Origin of the sequence: Zestosphaera sp. (assembly GCA_038843015.1) — an archaeon.
Lineage (GTDB): Archaea > Thermoproteota > Thermoprotei_A > Sulfolobales > NBVN01 > Zestomicrobium.
Genome location: JAWBSH010000015.1, coordinates 1 through 17,989, shown reverse-complemented (window position 1 = coordinate 17,989; position 17,989 = coordinate 1). Strand labels below are relative to the sequence as shown.

At 44.0% G+C, this 17,989-nt stretch carries 15 protein-coding genes and 6 tRNA genes; 9 read left to right on the top strand and 12 right to left on the bottom strand.

What is annotated here, in order from left to right:
• Window positions 1–38: 38 nt before the first annotated feature.
• Both QXL29_08045 and QXL29_08040 read left to right on the top strand, forming a co-directional pair.
• A tRNA-Glu gene (locus tag QXL29_08045) sits at window positions 39–116 on the top strand.
• Between the two features lie 138 nt (window positions 117–254).
• Window positions 255–1,379: a tryptophan--tRNA ligase gene (locus QXL29_08040; GenBank protein MEM2284536.1), complete on the top strand. Its 1,125-nt coding sequence runs from the start codon at window positions 255–257 to the stop codon at window positions 1,377–1,379.
• A 34-nt stretch (window positions 1,380–1,413) separates the two neighbouring features.
• On the opposite strand, the gene QXL29_08035 is transcribed toward QXL29_08040, so the two are convergent.
• Window positions 1,414–1,947 (bottom strand): hypothetical protein, encoded by a 534-nt coding sequence (locus QXL29_08035; protein MEM2284535.1) that lies wholly within the window; start codon window positions 1,945–1,947, stop codon window positions 1,414–1,416.
• Window positions 1,948–2,038: 91 nt separating this feature from the next.
• Here QXL29_08035 and QXL29_08030 point away from each other — a divergent pair.
• The 3 genes from QXL29_08030 (at window position 2,039) to mgtA (ending at window position 5,394) form a co-directional block, all read left to right on the top strand.
• A tRNA-Ile gene (locus QXL29_08030) sits at window positions 2,039–2,112 on the top strand.
• A gap of 41 nt (window positions 2,113–2,153) precedes the next feature.
• Window positions 2,154–2,241: transfer RNA gene (locus tag QXL29_08025), tRNA-Leu, on the top strand.
• Between the two features lie 555 nt (window positions 2,242–2,796).
• A complete protein-coding gene (gene mgtA / locus QXL29_08020; GenBank protein MEM2284534.1) occupies window positions 2,797–5,394 on the top strand; it encodes a magnesium-translocating P-type ATPase in 2,598 nt (865 codons plus the stop codon).
• Window positions 5,395–5,796: 402 nt separating this feature from the next.
• Here mgtA and tsaA read toward each other — a convergent pair whose 3' ends face one another.
• The 5 genes from tsaA to QXL29_07995 all read right to left on the bottom strand — a co-directional run bounded on the left by tsaA (window position 5,797) and on the right by QXL29_07995 (window position 10,770).
• Window positions 5,797–6,357, bottom strand: a complete 561-nt coding sequence (gene tsaA / locus QXL29_08015; GenBank protein ID MEM2284533.1) for a tRNA (N6-threonylcarbamoyladenosine(37)-N6)-methyltransferase TrmO — start codon at window positions 6,355–6,357, stop codon at window positions 5,797–5,799.
• Between the two features lie 142 nt (window positions 6,358–6,499).
• Entirely contained in the window at window positions 6,500–7,099 is a 600-nt protein-coding gene (locus tag QXL29_08010; GenBank protein MEM2284532.1) for a hypothetical protein, read from the bottom strand.
• Between the two features lie 85 nt (window positions 7,100–7,184).
• The gene (locus tag QXL29_08005; protein ID MEM2284531.1) at window positions 7,185–8,159 is read right to left on the bottom strand and encodes an ABC transporter permease; all 975 of its coding nucleotides are present in this window, start codon (window positions 8,157–8,159) and stop codon (window positions 7,185–7,187) included.
• Window positions 8,156–9,184: a hypothetical protein gene (locus QXL29_08000; GenBank protein MEM2284530.1), complete on the bottom strand. Its 1,029-nt coding sequence runs from the start codon at window positions 9,182–9,184 to the stop codon at window positions 8,156–8,158. Before QXL29_08000 ends, QXL29_08005 begins: the two co-directional genes overlap by 4 nt.
• Before the next feature lie 2 nt (window positions 9,185–9,186).
• A complete protein-coding gene (locus QXL29_07995) occupies window positions 9,187–10,770 on the bottom strand; it encodes an ABC transporter ATP-binding protein (protein ID MEM2284529.1) in 1,584 nt (527 codons plus the stop codon).
• 152 nt (window positions 10,771–10,922) lie between these two features.
• Between QXL29_07995 and QXL29_07990 the strand changes: the two genes are divergently transcribed.
• A complete protein-coding gene (locus tag QXL29_07990) occupies window positions 10,923–12,044 on the top strand; it encodes a BMP family protein (protein ID MEM2284528.1) in 1,122 nt (373 codons plus the stop codon).
• Between the two features lie 15 nt (window positions 12,045–12,059).
• Here QXL29_07990 and QXL29_07985 read toward each other — a convergent pair whose 3' ends face one another.
• Together QXL29_07985 and QXL29_07980 are read right to left on the bottom strand one after the other, a co-directional pair.
• Window positions 12,060–12,947, bottom strand: coding sequence for an FAD binding domain-containing protein (locus QXL29_07985; GenBank protein ID MEM2284527.1), 888 nt, complete (start codon window positions 12,945–12,947; stop codon window positions 12,060–12,062).
• Window positions 12,948–13,133: 186 nt separating this feature from the next.
• Window positions 13,134–13,211 (bottom strand) — tRNA-Arg (locus QXL29_07980).
• Window positions 13,212–13,278: 67 nt separating this feature from the next.
• On the opposite strand from QXL29_07980, the gene QXL29_07975 reads away from it, so the two are divergent.
• Both QXL29_07975 and QXL29_07970 read left to right on the top strand, forming a co-directional pair.
• Window positions 13,279–15,255, top strand: a complete 1,977-nt coding sequence (locus QXL29_07975) for a molybdopterin biosynthesis protein (protein MEM2284526.1) — start codon at window positions 13,279–13,281, stop codon at window positions 15,253–15,255.
• Window positions 15,256–15,344: 89 nt separating this feature from the next.
• Window positions 15,345–15,420, top strand: a tRNA-Ala gene (locus QXL29_07970).
• 8 nt (window positions 15,421–15,428) lie between these two features.
• On the opposite strand, the gene QXL29_07965 is transcribed toward QXL29_07970, so the two are convergent.
• The 4 genes from QXL29_07965 to QXL29_07950 form a co-directional block, all read right to left on the bottom strand.
• Complete coding sequence (locus tag QXL29_07965) at window positions 15,429–15,980, bottom strand: chromate transporter (GenBank protein MEM2284525.1); 552 nt, start codon at window positions 15,978–15,980, stop codon at window positions 15,429–15,431.
• 82 nt (window positions 15,981–16,062) lie between these two features.
• A tRNA-Leu gene (locus QXL29_07960) sits at window positions 16,063–16,150 on the bottom strand.
• 118 nt (window positions 16,151–16,268) lie between these two features.
• The gene (locus QXL29_07955; protein ID MEM2284524.1) at window positions 16,269–16,688 is read right to left on the bottom strand and encodes a hypothetical protein; all 420 of its coding nucleotides are present in this window, start codon (window positions 16,686–16,688) and stop codon (window positions 16,269–16,271) included.
• Window positions 16,651–17,484, bottom strand: a complete 834-nt coding sequence (locus tag QXL29_07950) for an NAD(+)/NADH kinase (GenBank protein MEM2284523.1) — start codon at window positions 17,482–17,484, stop codon at window positions 16,651–16,653. Before QXL29_07950 ends, QXL29_07955 begins: the two co-directional genes overlap by 38 nt.
• An 80-nt stretch (window positions 17,485–17,564) precedes the next feature.
• Between QXL29_07950 and QXL29_07945 the strand changes: the two genes are divergently transcribed.
• The coding region (locus tag QXL29_07945; protein MEM2284522.1) for a hypothetical protein at window positions 17,565–17,989 on the top strand (425 nt) is incomplete at its 3' end.

Below are 17,989 nucleotides of genomic sequence, written 5' to 3'. Positions count from 1 at the left end.
AGGAGATTTATAAGCTCTTGTTTTTTATTTGTTTTGGTGCCGCGGTAGTATAGCCCGGTCAAGTATGCGGGCCTTTCGAGCCCGTGACCCGGGTTCAAATCCCGGCCGCGGCACCAAAGAAAGTCTTGAGTGTTATGAGGTCACTATTGTGAGTAGGATTGTTTTGAAGAGGCTCTTTTCGCGTGTCATTACTTTAAGGAGGTAGTCGGTCGTAAAAGTATATAAGGCTTCTCATGCTTAACTTTTGTGTGGTGATGCCTATTGTGGAGTTCAGGATAGATCCCTGGTCTTCAGAGGGGTTGAGAGATTACGAGAAGTTGTTCACGTATTTTGGTGTGAGGCCTTTCAGCGAGGTTGTTCACAAGCTCGAGTCTTTCGGTCCGTTACCATTACCTATTAGGAGGGGGGCTGTAGTAGGTCATAGAGACTTTGAGAAAGTGCTAGATGCGCTTAAGAGTAATTCTGGGTTCGCACTACTCACGGGCTTAATGCCTTCAGGGAAGATGCATTTAGGGCATAAGATGCTCATAGACCAGGTAATCTACTACCAGAGCTTAGGTGCTGAGATCTTCTTAGCTATAGCTGACGTAGAAGCTTACGGAGTCAGGAGACTCAGTAGAGAGGAGGTAATTAGCTTTGCTCTAAACGAGTACGTAGCTAACTACCTAGCTTTGGGGCTAGACACGAAGAGACTTCACATATACTTCCAGTCTAACTACAGGAAAGAATACTACAGGCTAATCCAGTTATTTGCTAAGAAAGTAACTATGGCTGAGTTAGTAGCTATATATGGGGAGGACCTAGAACCAGCTAAGATAATGGCTGTATTAACTCAAGCAGCAGATATTCTGCACCCGGAACTGCCGCACTTCGGCGGATTCAAGACAGTTTTAGTTCCGGTAGGGCTAGATCAAGACCCGCACTTAAGACTAACTAGAGACATAGCTGATAGATTTAGTGAGGAACTGGGGTTCACGAGACCTGCCTCAACATACCACAAGTTCGTGTCTGGACTCACGGGAGGTAAGATGAGTTCCTCAAGACCTGAATCATTCATAGCTTTAACAGACCCGATCAGCGAGTCAGTAAGTAAGTTGATGAGGGCATTCACGGGAGGTAGAGCAACAGCAGAAGAGCAGAGAAGGCTAGGTGGTGAGCCAGACAAGTGTCCAGTATTTGAGCTAAACCAGCTACACTTAGTGTTGGAAGACGAAAAACTAAAGAAAATCTACGAAGACTGTAGGTCCGGCACGATGTTATGTGGTGAGTGCAAGCTCGCGACGGCTGAGAGGCTGAGGAAATTCCTTGAAAAACACCAAGAGAGACTAGCAGAAAGTGTGGAGAGAGCGAAAACCCTAGTTGAGCTACCAGACTTCTAGTACTCACTAAACCAGGACTAAATCTAGACTCTCGTTATTTCTTCTTTACGACGTACCGGATTAGTGAGGTCAGAAAAAGTAGTGCTACTAGTAGTAGTGTTATGGTTTCAGGCATTTTGAGTTCTGTTAAGCCAGCGTACAGTAGTAGCGTGCCCAGCGACGACGCTATCAACCCTATTAAGAGCTTGAAAGCCGTGTAAGTTATGATTAACAACCCCAGAAATATTAAAAATCTCAAGAGAATTGACTGCGTAAGGCTAAGTGAGTAGCCTGAAGCAGACTCAAAAATGAATTCTAGTGGTATGTAATACGCTATCAAGACACTTAAGAAGAAAGACGCGATAAACCTGTACTTAATGAGACCCAAGACGAAAAAGACTGCGAAGACTACCAAACCAGCAAAGAATGAAGTGAGTGTGTGCCCCCCGAAAACATCCATAGCAATAGAAGACGCGAGCCAGCCAAGCCACAAACCCGAAACAAGACCTACGGCCAACCTAATAAAGAAGTGACCCCAGAAAGCAATAAAAACACCTGCTAAAACCAGCAAAACCCCCTCAATACTCAAGCCACACCACCACTAACCAATAACACAAAACTTAAAAAGGTCGACAACCACTAACAAAAACTTTTAAATCTACAAGTAAAGACATCAATAGGGGCCCGTAGCTCAGCATGGTGGAGCGCCCGGCTGATAACCGGGAGGTCCGGGGTTCAAATCCCCGCGGGCCCACACAAAAATATTTAATCCTCATAACAACCAATATAATTGGCGCGGGGGTGCCCGAGCTCGGTCAAAGGGGGCGGGCTTAAGACCCGCTGGCGTAGGCCTGCGTGGGTTCGAATCCCACCCCCCGCACCACAGAAGCTTCCTTACCGCCTCATCTACAGACAGCTCGACTAGTGTCCTCCTTCTTCCCCGCCCTAAGTATTCCTCAATCATCAGGTACCTGTACCTCCTCCCAGCAACTTTAACGGTCTTCACATAAAGATACAAATTTACAGTCCTCATTAGAAGCTCATCAGCTGATGACGTTTCAAGGGCGTGAGATCCATTCTGCTTCAACACTAGGCATTACCTTGCTGGAAAAACTTCTAGCCACAACTGGCTTCTCTATTTGCTGTATTCTGTAGGTTGCTACTCTGGATATACTGTAAGCTACTTTAAATTCTTTAACTAGAGTCGCGCATTCAGGTTTTAATTACACGTATTATTCAAACGATCTTCTAAGGCTTCGTTCACGATAAGTAAGGTGAAGTCTATATCTTTCGAAGCACTAGGTGAGGGGCATAAGTGTAATGCCGTAGGGGAACTTGCCTGGAGTCAGGCCGTTCACTCAGATAAAGCGAAAGACCTTGATTCATAAATTAAATTTATTTTGATTTTTCATAAGTTATTTGAACAAAGGCAAGCATCATGAAGATGATACTAGTAGAGAACAGGGAAGACTTAAGCGTTGGTGAAGACTTAGGTTGGGTTTTGCCAAGCGCTGAAGAAGCTCTGACCTTGCCTGTTGAAGAGCTTCTTTTACGCTTCAAGTCTTCACTGAAAGGTCTTTCCTCTGAAGAGGCAAAACGACGTCTTAAGTTTTTTGGTTATAATGAGCTCCCTACGAAGAAGAGGGTCGCTATAATTGATTTTCTATCTCATTTCAAGAGTCCGCTCGTAATAGTCCTCCTTATAGCCGGATTAATTTCCAGTTTTCTTAAAGACGTAACAGATACAGTCATTATATACACTATTATTTTGTTTAGCATAATCTTAGACTTCTACCAGGAACACAAGGCTGAAAGAGAGGTTGAGGTGCTTAGGCAGAAAGTAGCTACAAAAACTACAGTCTTAAGAGATGGGGTTAGGAAAGAGGTTAGGCTTGAGGAGATTGTTCCAGGGGATGTTATACTTCTCTCGGCTGGTGACATAGTGCCCGCAGACTCTCGAGTCATAAGCGTGAAAGACTTGCTTGTAGATGAGTCCGTACTGACCGGAGAATCTTTTCCTGTCGAGAAGACTGACCAGCCGCTAGAGTCTTACGACCCGTCAATAACGAAGTGGAATAACTATGTCTTCATGGGCACCTCTGTCGTAAGTGGAACGGCAACAGCTCTTGTTGTAAGAACAGGTAGTCTAGCAGAGTATGGGAAAATCGTGAAGAGGCTTGTGAAGAAGAGGAGCGAGACAGAGTTCGAGAGGAGTCTCCGAAGTTTCGGTTACATGGTAATGCAGGTGACTTTTCTTCTAGTTATATTTGTGTTTTTTATTAATGCTCTTTACATGCGAGGAGTGCTCGATTCACTTCTTTTTGCTGTGGCCCTAGCTGTTGGTTTGACTCCGGAACTTTTGCCGATGATAATTTCGATAAATCTCTCTAAAGGAGCAGTATTAATGGCTAAGAAGAACGTAATCGTGAAGCGCTTAGCAGCCATACAAAATCTTGGAAGCATGAACATTCTATGCACTGATAAGACCGGGACTTTAACTGAGGGCCGGGTAGAGCTCGTACTGTATGTGGACCTTAATGGCAACGAAAGCAATAAGGTTTTGCTCTATTCCTACTTAAACAGTTATTATCAAACTGGAATTAGAAGCCCCTTAGATGATGCTATACTGAGATTCAGAGAGATACGTATCGAAGACTATAAGAAAATTGATGAGATACCTTTTGACTCTGTTCGTAAGAGACTCTCTGTAGTTGTTGAGAATCAGGGTCAGCGGCTCTTGATCACTAAGGGAGCTCCGGAAGAGGTTATTAAGATTTCCTCTTTTTACGAGGATGGAGAAGTCATATCTAACCTAACAGATGAGGTGCGTAGAAGTATCGAGAAGAGATATGTCGGACTTAGTGCTGAAGGGTATAGGGTTTTAGCTGTAGCATATAAGTTTTTAAGAGAAGATAAGCCAGTGTACACAGTTAACGACGAAAAAGAAATGGTGTTTCTAGGATTCATAGCTTTTATTGACCCCCCTAAAGAAACAGCGAGAGAAGCTCTGAAACTACTGAGAAACGCTGGTGTAGAAGTGAAGATCCTTACTGGTGATAATGAACTAGTAACAGAGAAGGTATGCGAATACTTAGGCTTTAACGTGAAGAAGGTTGTTACAGGGAGTAAAATAGCTGAGATGCCTGATGACGCTCTCGCGAGAGTTGTTGAGGAGGCTAATGTCTTCTGCAGACTTACACCAGCTCAGAAAGAAAGAATAATAAATACTCTGATTAACAATGGGCATGTCGTTGGGTTCCTAGGCGATGGAATAAATGATGCACCCTCGCTAAAAACAGCGGATGTCGGTATATCTGTCGATGACGCTGTTGACGTTGCTAAGGAGTCTGCCGACATAATTCTCTTGCAGAAGGACCTAAGAGTACTCTATGATGGAGTTTTAGAGGGTAGGAAGACACTAGGTAACACTATGAAATATATTTTAATGAGTATAAGCTCAAACTTTGGAAACATGCTTAGCGTTGCTATAGCGTCACTCTTCTTACCATTTCTGCCAATGCTTCCCATACAGATATTACTTAATAACCTTCTCTACGACTTTTCTCAGTCGGCAATACCTACAGATGAAGTTGACGTGGAGTATATTGAAAAACCTAGAAGGCTGGATATACACTTCATTAGACTATTCATGGCGTGCTTCGGGCCAGTTAGCTCTCTCTTCGACTTTCTAACTTACTTCATAATGCTTTATATATTTAAGGCTTCTGAACCACTATTCCAAACCGCTTGGTTCATTGAATCTCTAGCCTCACAAACACTCGTAGTCTTGGTTATTAGAACTATAAAGTCTCCCTTTTGGAGAAGTAAGCCGAGTCAGCTACTACTCTTTACCATCATAACAATAACAGCGTCTGCGCTAGCACTCCCCTATACGCCATTAAGGGAAATCTTCAGATTTACAAAGCCTCCAGCAACCTTCTACCCAGTACTAACGGCTATTATCGGTGCCTACCTGATACTAGCAGATAACATTAAAAACTGGTTCTACAAGAGATACAGCTATCGTTTAGAGTAAACTAATGTCGTTCTCTACTTTGGGTTCCTGTAAGTTGACCTAGGACGGCCCATCACGGCTTCTCTAAGTCCCTTCCTCCACGAACAGCCGTGAACTCAAAAGCCTCAGACTTACAGACTTACTTAATAAAACATATAATCTTGAGGTCGTGACGAATCAAATAAATGGGTAACGAATGCCTACATAATCATTCTTATGAATACTTAGAAACTAGACTTTCAGGTTAGCCTTAAGAAGTAGAATACGAAATAGAAACAAAACCTCGAGTTATTCTTTTGAAGACCTCTTTCATTTATATTGAGAATAATGGATCATTTCTGCTGAGAACAGTATCCTAGCTCTTGAGTGGAGGTTAGAATAGAAAGCCATTCTCGATTTAGACTATATTGTTTTAAGCATGCTTCAAACTCCACACGATATATTCTTTGAGACCCAGGCTGTGAAAGCTACTCTAGAGGATTGGTTTTTTCTTCCGGTTCTTGTTTTTACTTTGTTATGTAGTTTCGTGAACCATTCTGGGAATTTTAGTTCTTCGTTGCTGACTGCTCTGTCTGGTGTGTAGGGTTTTATGTCTAGTACTGGTGTTCCGTCGAATAAGTCTAGGTTTTCCACGTGTAGGAGTCTCCCCTCACGCTTAGTGAGTCTAGCTATTGTGAGTCCTATTGGTGTGGGTCTGTGGGGTGAGTCGGTGCAGAAGACGCCGACTTCAGGGAGTTCTTCTAGTTTGAGTCCATACTTGATTAAGCGTTTGTGCCTGACTTTAAGTACTTTCTTCTGTTCTTCCGTGACTTTATGGAGGTAGGTTATCAGTATTATGTGAGAGAATCCATCAATTCCTTCAAGACCCTCAGCGTATTCTTCGTAGACCTCTATAATGCCTGGAACTCCCTCCTCAGAATTCTTGACTTCCTCGTCGCTAAAGTTGGTTCTGACCACGCCCACAGGCCTTAAAACTATCTCCATACTCAACCCTAGTGAGAGAAGCTCTTGCGAGTAAATAAGCCTCGAAGGTGAGGAGGATTTCAGTTAGTGTTTGATGATTAGTGTTCTGACTATAGTCTTGAGTAGGGGTCTACAGCTCGAGTTGCTTGCCGAGACTTCTTAATTAGTTAGTGCCAGTATCGTAAGCTAGTTTTATTGTTAGGTTGCCGTTATTCATCCCGTAAGTACTCACGTTAATCCAGACTACTGCTTTCCAGCCAGTATTGATCGTAATAGGTAGTTCCGTTAAGTAGTATTCTATAGGGAGGTCTTCACACCTCAGCTGACCCCAGTAAGGCATGTTGCCAACTCCCTGCTTGACGGGTTCGTAGGGATAGACTCTGTAGTTGTCTTCCCCTAACTCGTAAGTACCTGAGTAATCACTAAAGCTTACTCTAAAGCCCTTAAGTGTTGCCGGCACTCCATAATTGTTTTCTATGACTAAGCCTACCCAAACATTACGTGTTTTCTCGTCGTCTAAGTAAATAATTATCGTATCATAGTCTTCACTCAAGCTAACATAACCTTCTTCAATCCCCCTACACACGCCGCAAGTGTAATTCACGAAAACCCTCCAAGAACCTATGTCTAGGTCAGCGCGTGTCACGTTAACCGAAACATTCACTTTAAGCGTCTCACTCCATAAAGCTGTAGCCGGAATAAGCATCACTAAAACAAGAGCTAGCAATACGTACCTCACGTAAGCATAAACCAATTCAAACACACCGATTTAGTTGGTAGTGAGTAATTAATAAAACTATTGCATGAAAAATATGTATCAGCGATACATATAGACGCTATAGTGTTGTTTAAGTATATTCTTCAGGCGCTTCCCTGTCGTAAGGTCTCCCAATAGCTTGAGGCAGTTCAGCCCTCTTATACACTAAAGCCAAAACTATTAACGTAGCTATGAATGGCAACGTTAAGAGAGACTCTGGCGGTACCCTAAGACCTAAAACACTCTGAAGACTCTGGATCAAGTAGACTAAAGACTCAACACCAGCGAATAGTGCAGAGCCTACTAAAGCCCAGAGAGGGTGCCACCTGCCGAAGATAGCTATACCTACAGAGATCCAGCCCCTACCTAAAACTATAGTTTCGGTATAGAGGCCTGTAGTAGATAAGACTAAGTAGCTTCCGGAAACAGACATCAGGATAGTTCCTATGATAGTTCCTACATATCTGTATAGGGTTACGTTGATTCCTAGAGTATCAGCTGCTTTAGGATTCTCACCCACCGCTCTAAAGTTAAGCCCTACGTACGTTTTATAGAGCATGTAGTAAGACGTTGCGACCAAGATGAAGGACAGATACACGAACAAGTTATGCTTGAAGAGTGCGTCACCAACGTACGGCACATCAGACAAGACAGGTATTGTGAGAGGACGTAAAGTCTCGATATATGGTGGTGTTAGAGTAACTCCTATGAGCAACTTATAGAGCAGATTAGCAAACCCAGTACATAACACAAAAAACGTTGTTCCAACAACAAACTGATTTAGCTTCAACGATATAGTTAGGAAGCCGAAAGCTAGACCTACCAAAACCCCAACAAACACTGCGTATAAGATCCCCGCCATTATGTTTCCGCTAGAGAAGTACGTGGATAGGAAAGTAACGGAAGCCCCAAGCAACATAACGCCCTCAGCAGATATATTGTAAATTCCAGACCTACCACTAATCACCACACCTAAGCTCGTGAGTAAGTAGGGAACAAGGTATATCAGAACAGTGCGCACGTAACTCACTATAATGGCCGTTAAGTCTAGGGAAGCAGTGCTCATTTCCTCCACCACCTGAGAGACTCAGAAACTAGTATGAAAACTAGGAGCAACCCCTCTAATATTAGGACAAGCTCTATCGGAACCCTCTGTATCCTCTGAAGAGCGTTCGTCCCGACATCAATCACCGAGATAAAGAAAGCCACAGGCAATACGAAAGTTATTTTTCCTTTGGATAGCAGAGCTATCAGTATCCCCAGACTAGGGTAATTGCTCTGCATTCCATCAATCAACCTGTAATAATAGCCAGTAACGTCTAGCGCTCCTCCAAGACCTGCTAAACTCCCGCCGACCACCAACGATAAGGGCATCAGTAGTTTTGTGTTTACTCCGAAGACCTCAGCCGCCCTAGGGTTTGTCCCAGTAGCTCTCAGCTCGTAACCAAATACAGTAAAGGTTATGGTGAAGTAAAGGATTGCTATAGTAGTGATAGAGAAGAGTATTGCAGAACTAAGTGGTGGTGACGGATTAAGTAGGGGTAACGTAGCTGTGGCACTTATGGGAATAGTCATCGGATGACCTGACGCCACATCCCTCCATAGACTCATTGCAAAGACTATCACCGAGTACCTAGCTATGAAGTTCATCATTATAGTTGATATGACTTCATTAACTCTGTATCGAGACATCAGAAATGCCGGAACTGACGCCCATAGAGAGCCGAAGACTATCCCAGCTAGTATAGAGATAATGACATGTACTCCTGCAGAAGCACTCACGACTAGACCCACTAACGTAGCCCCTAAAGCACCCATTAGGTACTGTCCTTCAACACCTATATTAAATTTCCTGCTAATATAGGGAACTAAGAAAGCTAAGCTCATTAATAGTATCGTGCTGAACTTAGTTAGGGTTAGGAAGAAGCTGTTGAGGTTCCAGAAAGAAGCAGTTAATATGGTTTGGTAGCCGGAGACAACGTCGTAACCGCCAAAGTATAGTATGAATCCAGCAACCCCAAACGCTAAAGAAATACTGATTATGTAAGGTAGTGAAATCTTGGCTAATTTTACTAGTAACGCCTTGCTCATGCTTAATCACCAACCACACCAGCCATTAATTTACCTATCTCGTATTTGTCGAACCTGCTCCTAGGGAGAGAACCGACCAACCTACCCTTATACATTACAGCTATCCTATCACTTATCAGCATGAGCTCGTCTAGGTCTTCAGAAACATAAATAACTCCGGATCCAGCGTCCCTTAAGCTCAGAACCTCATTTAATACCTTCTCGGTCGTTGCTATGTCTAAGCCTCTCGTCGGGTTGTGAGCTATGAGAACTTTAGGTGCGGTATGAAAGGCTCTGGCAATCATCAACTTCTGTATATTACCTCCGGAAAGCTTTGAAGCAAGTGTCATCATGTTGGGTGTTTTGATCTCGTACTTCTTAATCAGTTGTGTTGCCTCATCCCTGATCCTCTTAAAGTCCATCAATATCTTTTTAGTAGTGTATGTGAAGTGAATCCCCAAGACTAGATTCTCCATTACCGAGAGCGTAGGAGAGATTCCTTCAGACAACCTATCTTCAGGGATGTAGAAGAGCCCCATCAAGATCCTTTCTCTTATAGGCAAACTAGTCAAGTCTATTCCGTTCATTAATATCTTTCCTGATGTTGGCTTCCTAACACCGAAGAGTATTTCGACGAGTTCTCTCTGCCCGTTTCCAGAAACCCCAGCAATACCGAGTATCTCACCCCTGAATAGAGAGAAGCTAACTCTGTCTAGAATCGGGGCCCCTAACTTATCCCTTAAACAAATATCCTCTACCTTCAGAAGCTCTGATCTTGCGGTGTTTTCTGCCTGAGCTGAAGTACCAGAAGGTCTAAGGCCTTTGAAAATAATAGATTTTTCCAGGTCTATTCTCTCACCCACCATTAGCTTTACTACTGTTGCTTGATCCACATCAGAGCGTTTGAACCTACCTAAGAGAACACCGTTTTTCAATACAGCTATCTCGTCAGCAACAGCCATCACCTCATGTAGTTTATGCGTTATGAATACAACACCTAAACCCTTCTTAACTAAGTTCCTTAGCGCGTTGAAGAGAGTGTCCACTTCCTGGGGTGTTAGGTTAGTTGTTGGTTCATCGAGAATCAACACTTTAACCCCTCTAGTTAGAGCCTTAAGTATCTCTACTCTTTGCCTAACACCTAGTGGCAGATTTCTGATTTTCTCTTTAAGATCTACGTAAAGTCCTGAATACTCCATCACCTTATTGATTCTCTCCTTAAGCTCTGCTAGATTCGCAGGCTTGAGGGACTCAATCCCTGAAGTAATTCCTATAGCTATGTTCTCTAATGCAGTATAATTACTTACTAGTTTGAAATGCTGATGAACCATGAAGATGCCTAGCTTTATGGCTTGTGCAGGTGACCTGATTTTCACTAACTTCCCGTCAACGTAAATATGTCCAGCGTCTGGCTTATAAAGACCAAATAACACGTTCATTAACGTGGTTTTTCCAGCACCGTTCTCTCCTAAGAGACCTAGCACCTGACCCGTAAAAATATCGAGAGTTACTCCCTTAAGAGCTTCTACATCGCCAAAACGTTTATAAATATTCCTAAGATGAACATATGGTCTAGTATTACTCGTATCTTTTTCATTTAAGCTCAAAGCAGACCCTAAGGATAGGGTATAAGACTCATTAAAAATAACAATTAAGCTAACTAAGTTAATTGCATCTTTGTGATTACAAGAAAGGAACTCAATAACGATCATGTGAATTAATACATAATATTACTGTCAAGAGATATTTCTGTGAGACCATGTTAATTTCAAGAAATTTAAGGAAAGCACTATCTAAAACCGTAGCGGTAGTAGCCGTGATTATAGTGATTGTTGCCATAGCTACAGCATTTCTGATGCTACAGCAGCCTGGAACAGGAGTTCCTACAACTAGCCCAACTACCACACCGACAACTACTCCGACGACCACGCCAACCACTACACCCACAACGACGCCACAGGCCCCTCAGTTTAAGCTAGCTACTATACTGCCTGGTAGCATACAAGACGCAGACTTCAACACGTTAGGGTACTTAGGAACTCTCCACATTAAAGAAAAGTACGGCATCGATGTAGCATACTCCGAGGGTGTTAGCGTTGCGGATGCTGAGAGAGTAGCTAGCGAGTATATCGCGTTAGGTTATAACATAATATTCTTTCATGGAGGACAATTCGTTTCTGTAGGTCAGAAAGTAGCTAGCGAGCATCCCAACGTAGTAATTATAATAACTGGCTACGGTAGGATAGAGAATCTGCCACCTAACGTGTGGCAACTAGACCCTGCCTTTCATAAGGGCTTCTACGTCTTGGGAGCTATAGCAGCTAACGTGACTAAGACTGGAGTCATATGTTATGTTAGCGGTATTCAGTTACCATTCACGGTCTCAGAAGTCAATGCTGTCAAGCAAGCCCTACGTGATTTAGGCAAGAATGTCACATTCATTCCTGTATGGACCGGAGATTTTAACGACCCGGTCAAAGCAAAGACGGTTACCGCTAGCTTAATTGATCAAGGCTGTGACATAGTAATGTCTTCTCTCAACCTAGCTAATTACGGGCTTTTTGAGGCAATAAAAGAAGCTAACATCACTAAAGGTCTCTATGTTCTAGCAACGACTAAATATACTGATAAGTCCTCAATGTTGCCAAATAACTTGATAACTTCTTACATCTACGACTATGGCATAGCTTTAGAATACATCATAGGTCAGATATTCAGAGGTGTTAAAACCGGATACTACGAGATAGAGTTTGGTAGAGCTTCCTACATAAAGTTTCCGCTAAAGTTTGTTCCTAACGAAGTCAATGAGTGGGCTATGAAGTTGCAGAATATGGTAGCCACGGGACAAGTCACGGTAGTATTTAACACTACCTTAAGTTAGAAATTTCTTTTTTATTTACTTAAGTGAATAAGCAGACTTTACTCTCTCATAAGTTTTTATGAGAGTCCTACGTAGTATTACCTTAGACAAGTGGAGCCTGTATTCAGCCGTAGCTCTCCTGCCAGTATAACGCACCATCTCTTTAGGTAATATATTCTCTGAAGCTTCTCTCAACACGTCTTCTCTGAACTCCTTACCCTTGAGGAAAGACTCAGTAAGAAAAGCTCTTTCAGGGAAGGGCTTAGAGACGCTGTCAAAAGCTATTCTCACGTCTTTGAAGAAGTCTTCCTCATATTCTGCGTAGACAGCACCTATAGCAAGCCCCATGATATGCCCCCTCCTCTTATCTATCTTGATGAAGGCTGTTGATGAATTAGGTGGTGGGTTATCAATAACTACTTCCTTAATCAACTCATCTCTTTCCCTTACGGTGGACCGCATTCCCTTATAATAGTTCGTCAGGGGAACCTCCCTCACGCCGTTAAGACTAATTAGCCTTACTCTAGCGTTGAGAGTTAGGAAGAGTATAGCTATATCTGATAAAGGATTTGCTGACTCAATATTACCCCCGACAGTAGCCACAGACCTAACGTAGGGACTAGCAAACGTTGAGCATACGTCGGCTAATCCGAGTAGTGAGGGCTTACTGAGCCCTACAGAGTCGCATAACTCATCCACGGTAGTCATAGACCCTATCCTTATGACATCTCCCTCAATCAATACGTAAGAGAGTTGCTTACGCAAGCTCCATAAATCTAGAACTTTCTTAAATCTAATTTTACCGTCTCTAGCCCACACCAGGAGGTTAGTTCCTCCAGCCATCGGCACAACATCGCTATCCTTACTAAGGATCTCAAGTGCTTCGTTGATATCTACCGGAGTCACGACATCAAAACGAAACACTCAGAGTTACCTCCGAAGCCTATATGGGAAGTCTTAACATAATAAAACTGTGTTTACATAAATACTTTAATAATGATTAAAGAAAAGAATGAAATTATTAAGTGTCTTAAGGTAAAACGTCCTGACTTCTCTATCTGAACTTACTACCGTTTACGCAGTTGCGGTGGTCGAGCATCACGCGTGTTGTGGCGGGCCCGGGGGGATTTGAACCCCCGACTTCCGGCTTAGGAGGCCGGCGCTCTATCCTGGCTGAGCTACGGGCCCCTAGCCAAGTTTTATTCATTACGGAGTTATTTAAGTGTTTGCTACTATGTAGTGTGTGGTGTGTGCTTTGAGGAAGATCTTCCACGAGCTTCGCAGGCTTGACGAGGTTTTAAGTATTATTTCTTCCTATGTTAGGTTAGAGCCTCTCGGTGTTGAGTTAGTTAGTTTGCGTGAGGGGTTGGGGAGAGTCTTAGCTGAGGACGTTTACGCAGTTTATGATTACCCGCCTTTCGATAGGTCTGAGGTTGACGGCTATGCTGTCAACTCTGTTTCTTTAGTTGGTGTTGAGGAAGACTCGCCTGCTAGGTTAAGGCTTAAAGGCTCGGTTAAGATAGGCGATCGCCCGAGTATTGAGGTTGGTGTGGGGGAGGCTGCCGAGATAGATACTGGCGCTGCAATACCTAGAGGTGCTGATTCTGTTGTTATGGTTGAGTATAGTAAGAGAGTTGATGATTACGTTTACGTCTACACCTCAGTAGTTCCGGGAGATAATGTGGCTAGGGCAGGCTCTGACGTGATGAGGGGGGAGTTAGTGCTTCGTAGAGGGACTTTATTAGGTCCTGCCGAGCTAGCTACTCTAGCAGCGGCAGGCGTAAGTAAAGTTAACGTTTTCGTTAAGCCTAGAGTAGGGATTGTTTCAGTAGGTTCTGAGTTAGTAGATGTTGAGGAGGGAGTCCTCCAAGACTACAAGATATTTGAGGTTACGTCACACTACGTTGCTTCGTCGTTGCTTGAATTAGGTGCTGTGCCCAGGTTTTACGGTATAGTGCCAGACGACGAGAGAGTTCTAGAAAGTGCTCTCAAGAAAGCTCTCGGCGAGAACGACGTAGTGATCACGGCTGGAGGGACTTCAGCAGGGGCTGAAGACCTCACTTACAGAGTCGTTGAGAGTCTCGGCAAGCCGGGAATCATTATTCACGGGCTGAAAGTTAAGCCGGGGAAGCCTACTATAGTTGCTGTAATTGGTGGTAAGCTAGTGTTTGGTCTTCCGGGCTTCCCCCTATCTTCTGCGATGATCTTCAGGTCTGTAGTGGCTCCAGTGATTTCCAGGCTTGCCGGACTTCCAGCGAGTTACTGGGGCGGGCCTGAAGTCAGGGCTGTCGTTCTTCAGAGAGTCTTGGGTGTTAGGGGGAGGGCGGCTTTAGTCCCGGTTGCTCTCGTGATGAGGGGGAATGTCTTAGCAGCTTACCCTGTGTTGAGTCCATCCGGGTCTATCAGAGTCTTGACTTACACAGACGGATTTATTGAGGTACCTGAAGACACGCTAGTCGTTAATGAAGGTAGTGAAGTAGTTGTTAAATTGTTTAGGAGGTTCTGGAAAGCTCCTGAACTAGTCTTCATAGGTAGTCACGACTACGTAATTGATGAGTTGATTAGGTTGGCGACTAAAGAACCTAACTACAAGCTAATCAATGCCGGGTCTTTAGGAGGTCTCTTAGCTGTTGGTAGGGGTGAGGCCGACTTATGCGGTACGCACCTCCTCGACGAAGAGAGTGGCGAGTATAACCTGCCATACCTAAAGAAATTAAACCTGGCTAGTCAGGCGGTCTTAGTAGGTGGTTGGGTTAGGGAAATCGGGTTCTTACTACCTAGAAACAACCCTAAAAACATAAGGTCTTTTAAAGACCTCTTCAGAGAAGACGTGGTCTTCATAAACAGGAATAGAGGTTCTGGAACTAGAACACTCATAGATATTAACTTGAGAGCAGCTGCGAGAGAACTCGGCATAAATCCAGACGAGATACCCAGAATTGTTAGGGGGTACCTCAACGAAGCAAAAACACATAACGGGGTGGCCGTAACAGTACTTCAGGGGAGAGCAGACGTGGGGGTCGGGGTCAGGCACGCAGCCGAGATGTACGGACTAGAATTCATTAAAATAGGTGATGAAATATACGACCTCGTAATACGTAAAGATAGCATGAATAAAGAACCCGTACGCAAGATATTGGAGATATTAAGTAGTGAGAAAATAAATGAGGTACTGAGTAATTACGCAGGCTACAAGACATACTCGAACACAGGTAGAATCATCACAGAATAGCCGCCTCCCGTCAGGGAAGTCATTAACACGTACACTCACTAATACCTCGTGAAATAATAATTTTAAGAGTTTAATAGTAAGAATTATGGGGGCCGGTAGCTCAGCTGGAAGAGCGCCGCCCTCGCACGGCGGAGGTCCCGGGTTCAAATCCCGGCCGGTCCACCAATACTTTTTTAAAAGCCAAACACGTACTTAGCTATTAGGCTCAACACTATGGAGACCCCTATAGCAGCTACTGGGTGTTGCTTGAAGAGAAAGACTAGAGTAAAGGCTGTAACGAATATCACTACCTCAACGAGTCCTACGGTGTTATCTTGAATTAATACTTTCTGACTTATTGTTAGCAGAACTATTAGTACCAACGCTACGACAGCGCAGTTTATGCCTCTCAGTATTGTTCTAGCTAGAGGTGTTGTTAGGTAGGGAGATAAGCCTGCTGCAATACCTAACACGATTAAGTAGGCCGGTAGCACTATCCCTAAAGTAGCTACTACAGAGCCGAGAATACCGCAAATTCTATAGCCTATGAGGACTGCTAAGTTTATGGTTACAGGACCAGGAGCACTCTGAGAAATGCCTACCACATCAATGAATTCCTCGTTTGTAAGCCACCCCTTAAGCTCAACTAGCTCTTTATGCATAAGCGCTACACCAGAATAAGCACCCCCAAACATGAGGAACCCTATTTTCAGGAACTCTACAAACAAATCCAGGAGCGCATTCAATAAACCCACCAATCTCGTAATTTGTTAAGTAAATTAAGCTTTCAACATGAGTGAGTCACGCTAGAATTAAAGGGTTAGTACGTGGTGCGGGGGGTGGGATTTGAACCCACGCAGGCCTACGCCATCAGGGCCTCAGCCTGACCCCTTTGACCTGGCTCGGGCACCCCCGCCAATAATATCCTAGTAATTAGAGTCTTTTAAATTAATTACAGTCTTTTCTCATGAATGTAAGCAAGAAGGTTAGAGACTAGAGCATAAGTTGAGAGCCTAGTTCTTAAGGATGCCGGTCTATCTGCGTCCCCTGTATTTTATGGTCATGGTTTTAGCGCCTATTTGTGTAGCTACTTTCCTTAAGGCTGTGTCGTCGCTTATGACTATTACGTTACTGCATTTTTCTAGTAGCTCGCTTGTTAGAGCTAGGAGTTCTAGGTCTGTACTAGAGAGTTTCTTTAGCACGCTGAGTTTCTCGGCTAACTGACTCACTACCTCTCTGTACTTAGTTTCGGGCTCGCCGACTATTAACCTACCTGCTGAGAGAGCTAGTTGGAGGTTTTTAACGCTTTCTGAATCTCTTACTTCTTGAATTACTTCTTTCACTGTGTAGACGTTTTTCGTTATGTATAGTTGGTAGCCTGCGAAGAAGGCTGCAGCGTCAAGCACGTAAGCCTCATCACAGACATCGCTCGAAGATTCTGACGTAGTAGTCACCCACGTAAAATCTAGCGAATTTAGCCGGCTTATGATACTCTCTTATAGTGACAGAGTCTTTTGGCTTCAGTGTCATGCTGAATGTCCCGTCAACTATCAAGAGAGCTTCTGGCGAGTCTTTAGCTACTGTCACCTTAACTTCAGTGTTTGGAGGCAATATCACCGGCCTCGTACACAGAGTTATTGAAGCGAGAGGAGTCACTATCAAAGCCCTCATCGTCGGGTCTACCACGGGCCCTCCGGCAGCTAGACTGTAAGCTGTCGAGCCTACGGGCGTCGCTACTATCACCCCATCACCTACTAGTCTTCTGTAGACCTCCTCGTCATCTTTATGGACGTACAGCCTTATCACTTTAGCTCTACCACTCCCTGAACTCACGACAGCTATCTCATTCAGTGCTGGGGGTGTTGCGCCCACACCCCTGACCTCGGCTTTAAGCCTCATATACTCGACGAGCTTGTAGTCTCCTGACGCTATCCTAGAGACCATCTCAGAGTACTCGTATGGCGGCACATCACATAAGAAGCCTCTCCTGCCGTACCTTATCGTAGCTACAGGGACTTCAGAGTCTCTCAGCAAGTGCAGAGTGCTTAAGACTGTCCCGTCACCCCCTATAACTACTACTATGTCTACATCGTCTTTACCTATATGGAAAAACTTATCCCACGATACGAGGTCCTTAGCTCTCGCGTCTAAGAACGCTGTCAGTCCTTTACTCTCAGCACTCTTTAACACGAGCTTAGCTAGCTGCAGAGCTTCAGGACTGTTGAGTTTAGGCACTATACCTAGCTTCACTCACTCCACCAAAATAAAAACGTTAAAAAGATTTATTATGATTGAGTCTCTCACTACCTACTAACTGCAGGTGAGGTTAGTTGAGGCTGCGGTGTGTGAGGGTCTTAGTCAAGGACGTCGAGACAGCACTCAAGTTTCTTAAGTCTAGAGATGCTTACGTGAGGAACTGTAAAGTGAAGAAGTTGAGTGACGGGACTGTAGCTATCCCCATCAAAGAAGACGTAGACTTAAGCTTACTTAAAGACTTCCCCGTAACTCTAGTTAGTGAGTCTTGCTATGAAGACTTCTCCTGCGGCACTCTCGGACTGACTTTCAAAGACTTACTTGAGGGGTTGGTTCCTGACGGCATTCTTAAGAGGATCCCGTCAGCTTACGACGTGATCGGGGATATAGCCATTATTAACATCCCTGAAGACTTGCTAGAATACGGTAAGCTGGTTGGTGAGGCGATATCTAGAGTTTCACGCAATGTAAGGACTGTCTACGCTGGCGGTTACGTGAGTGG

Excerpts from the sequence above, each read along its gene's own strand:
- QXL29_08040 (MEM2284536.1), top strand. The coding sequence starts at position 255 with ATGCCTATTGTGGAGTTCAGGATAGATCCCTGGTCTTCAGAGGGGTTG.
- mgtA (MEM2284534.1), top strand. The coding sequence starts at position 2,797 with ATGAAGATGATACTAGTAGAGAACAGGGAAGACTTAAGCGTTGGTGAA.
- tsaA (MEM2284533.1), bottom strand. The coding sequence starts at position 6,357 with ATGGAGATAGTTTTAAGGCCTGTGGGCGTGGTCAGAACCAACTTTAGC.
- QXL29_08005 (MEM2284531.1), bottom strand. The coding sequence starts at position 8,159 with ATGAGCACTGCTTCCCTAGACTTAACGGCCATTATAGTGAGTTACGTG.
- QXL29_08000 (MEM2284530.1), bottom strand. The coding sequence starts at position 9,184 with ATGAGCAAGGCGTTACTAGTAAAATTAGCCAAGATTTCACTACCTTAC.
- QXL29_07990 (MEM2284528.1), top strand. The coding sequence starts at position 10,923 with ATGTTAATTTCAAGAAATTTAAGGAAAGCACTATCTAAAACCGTAGCG.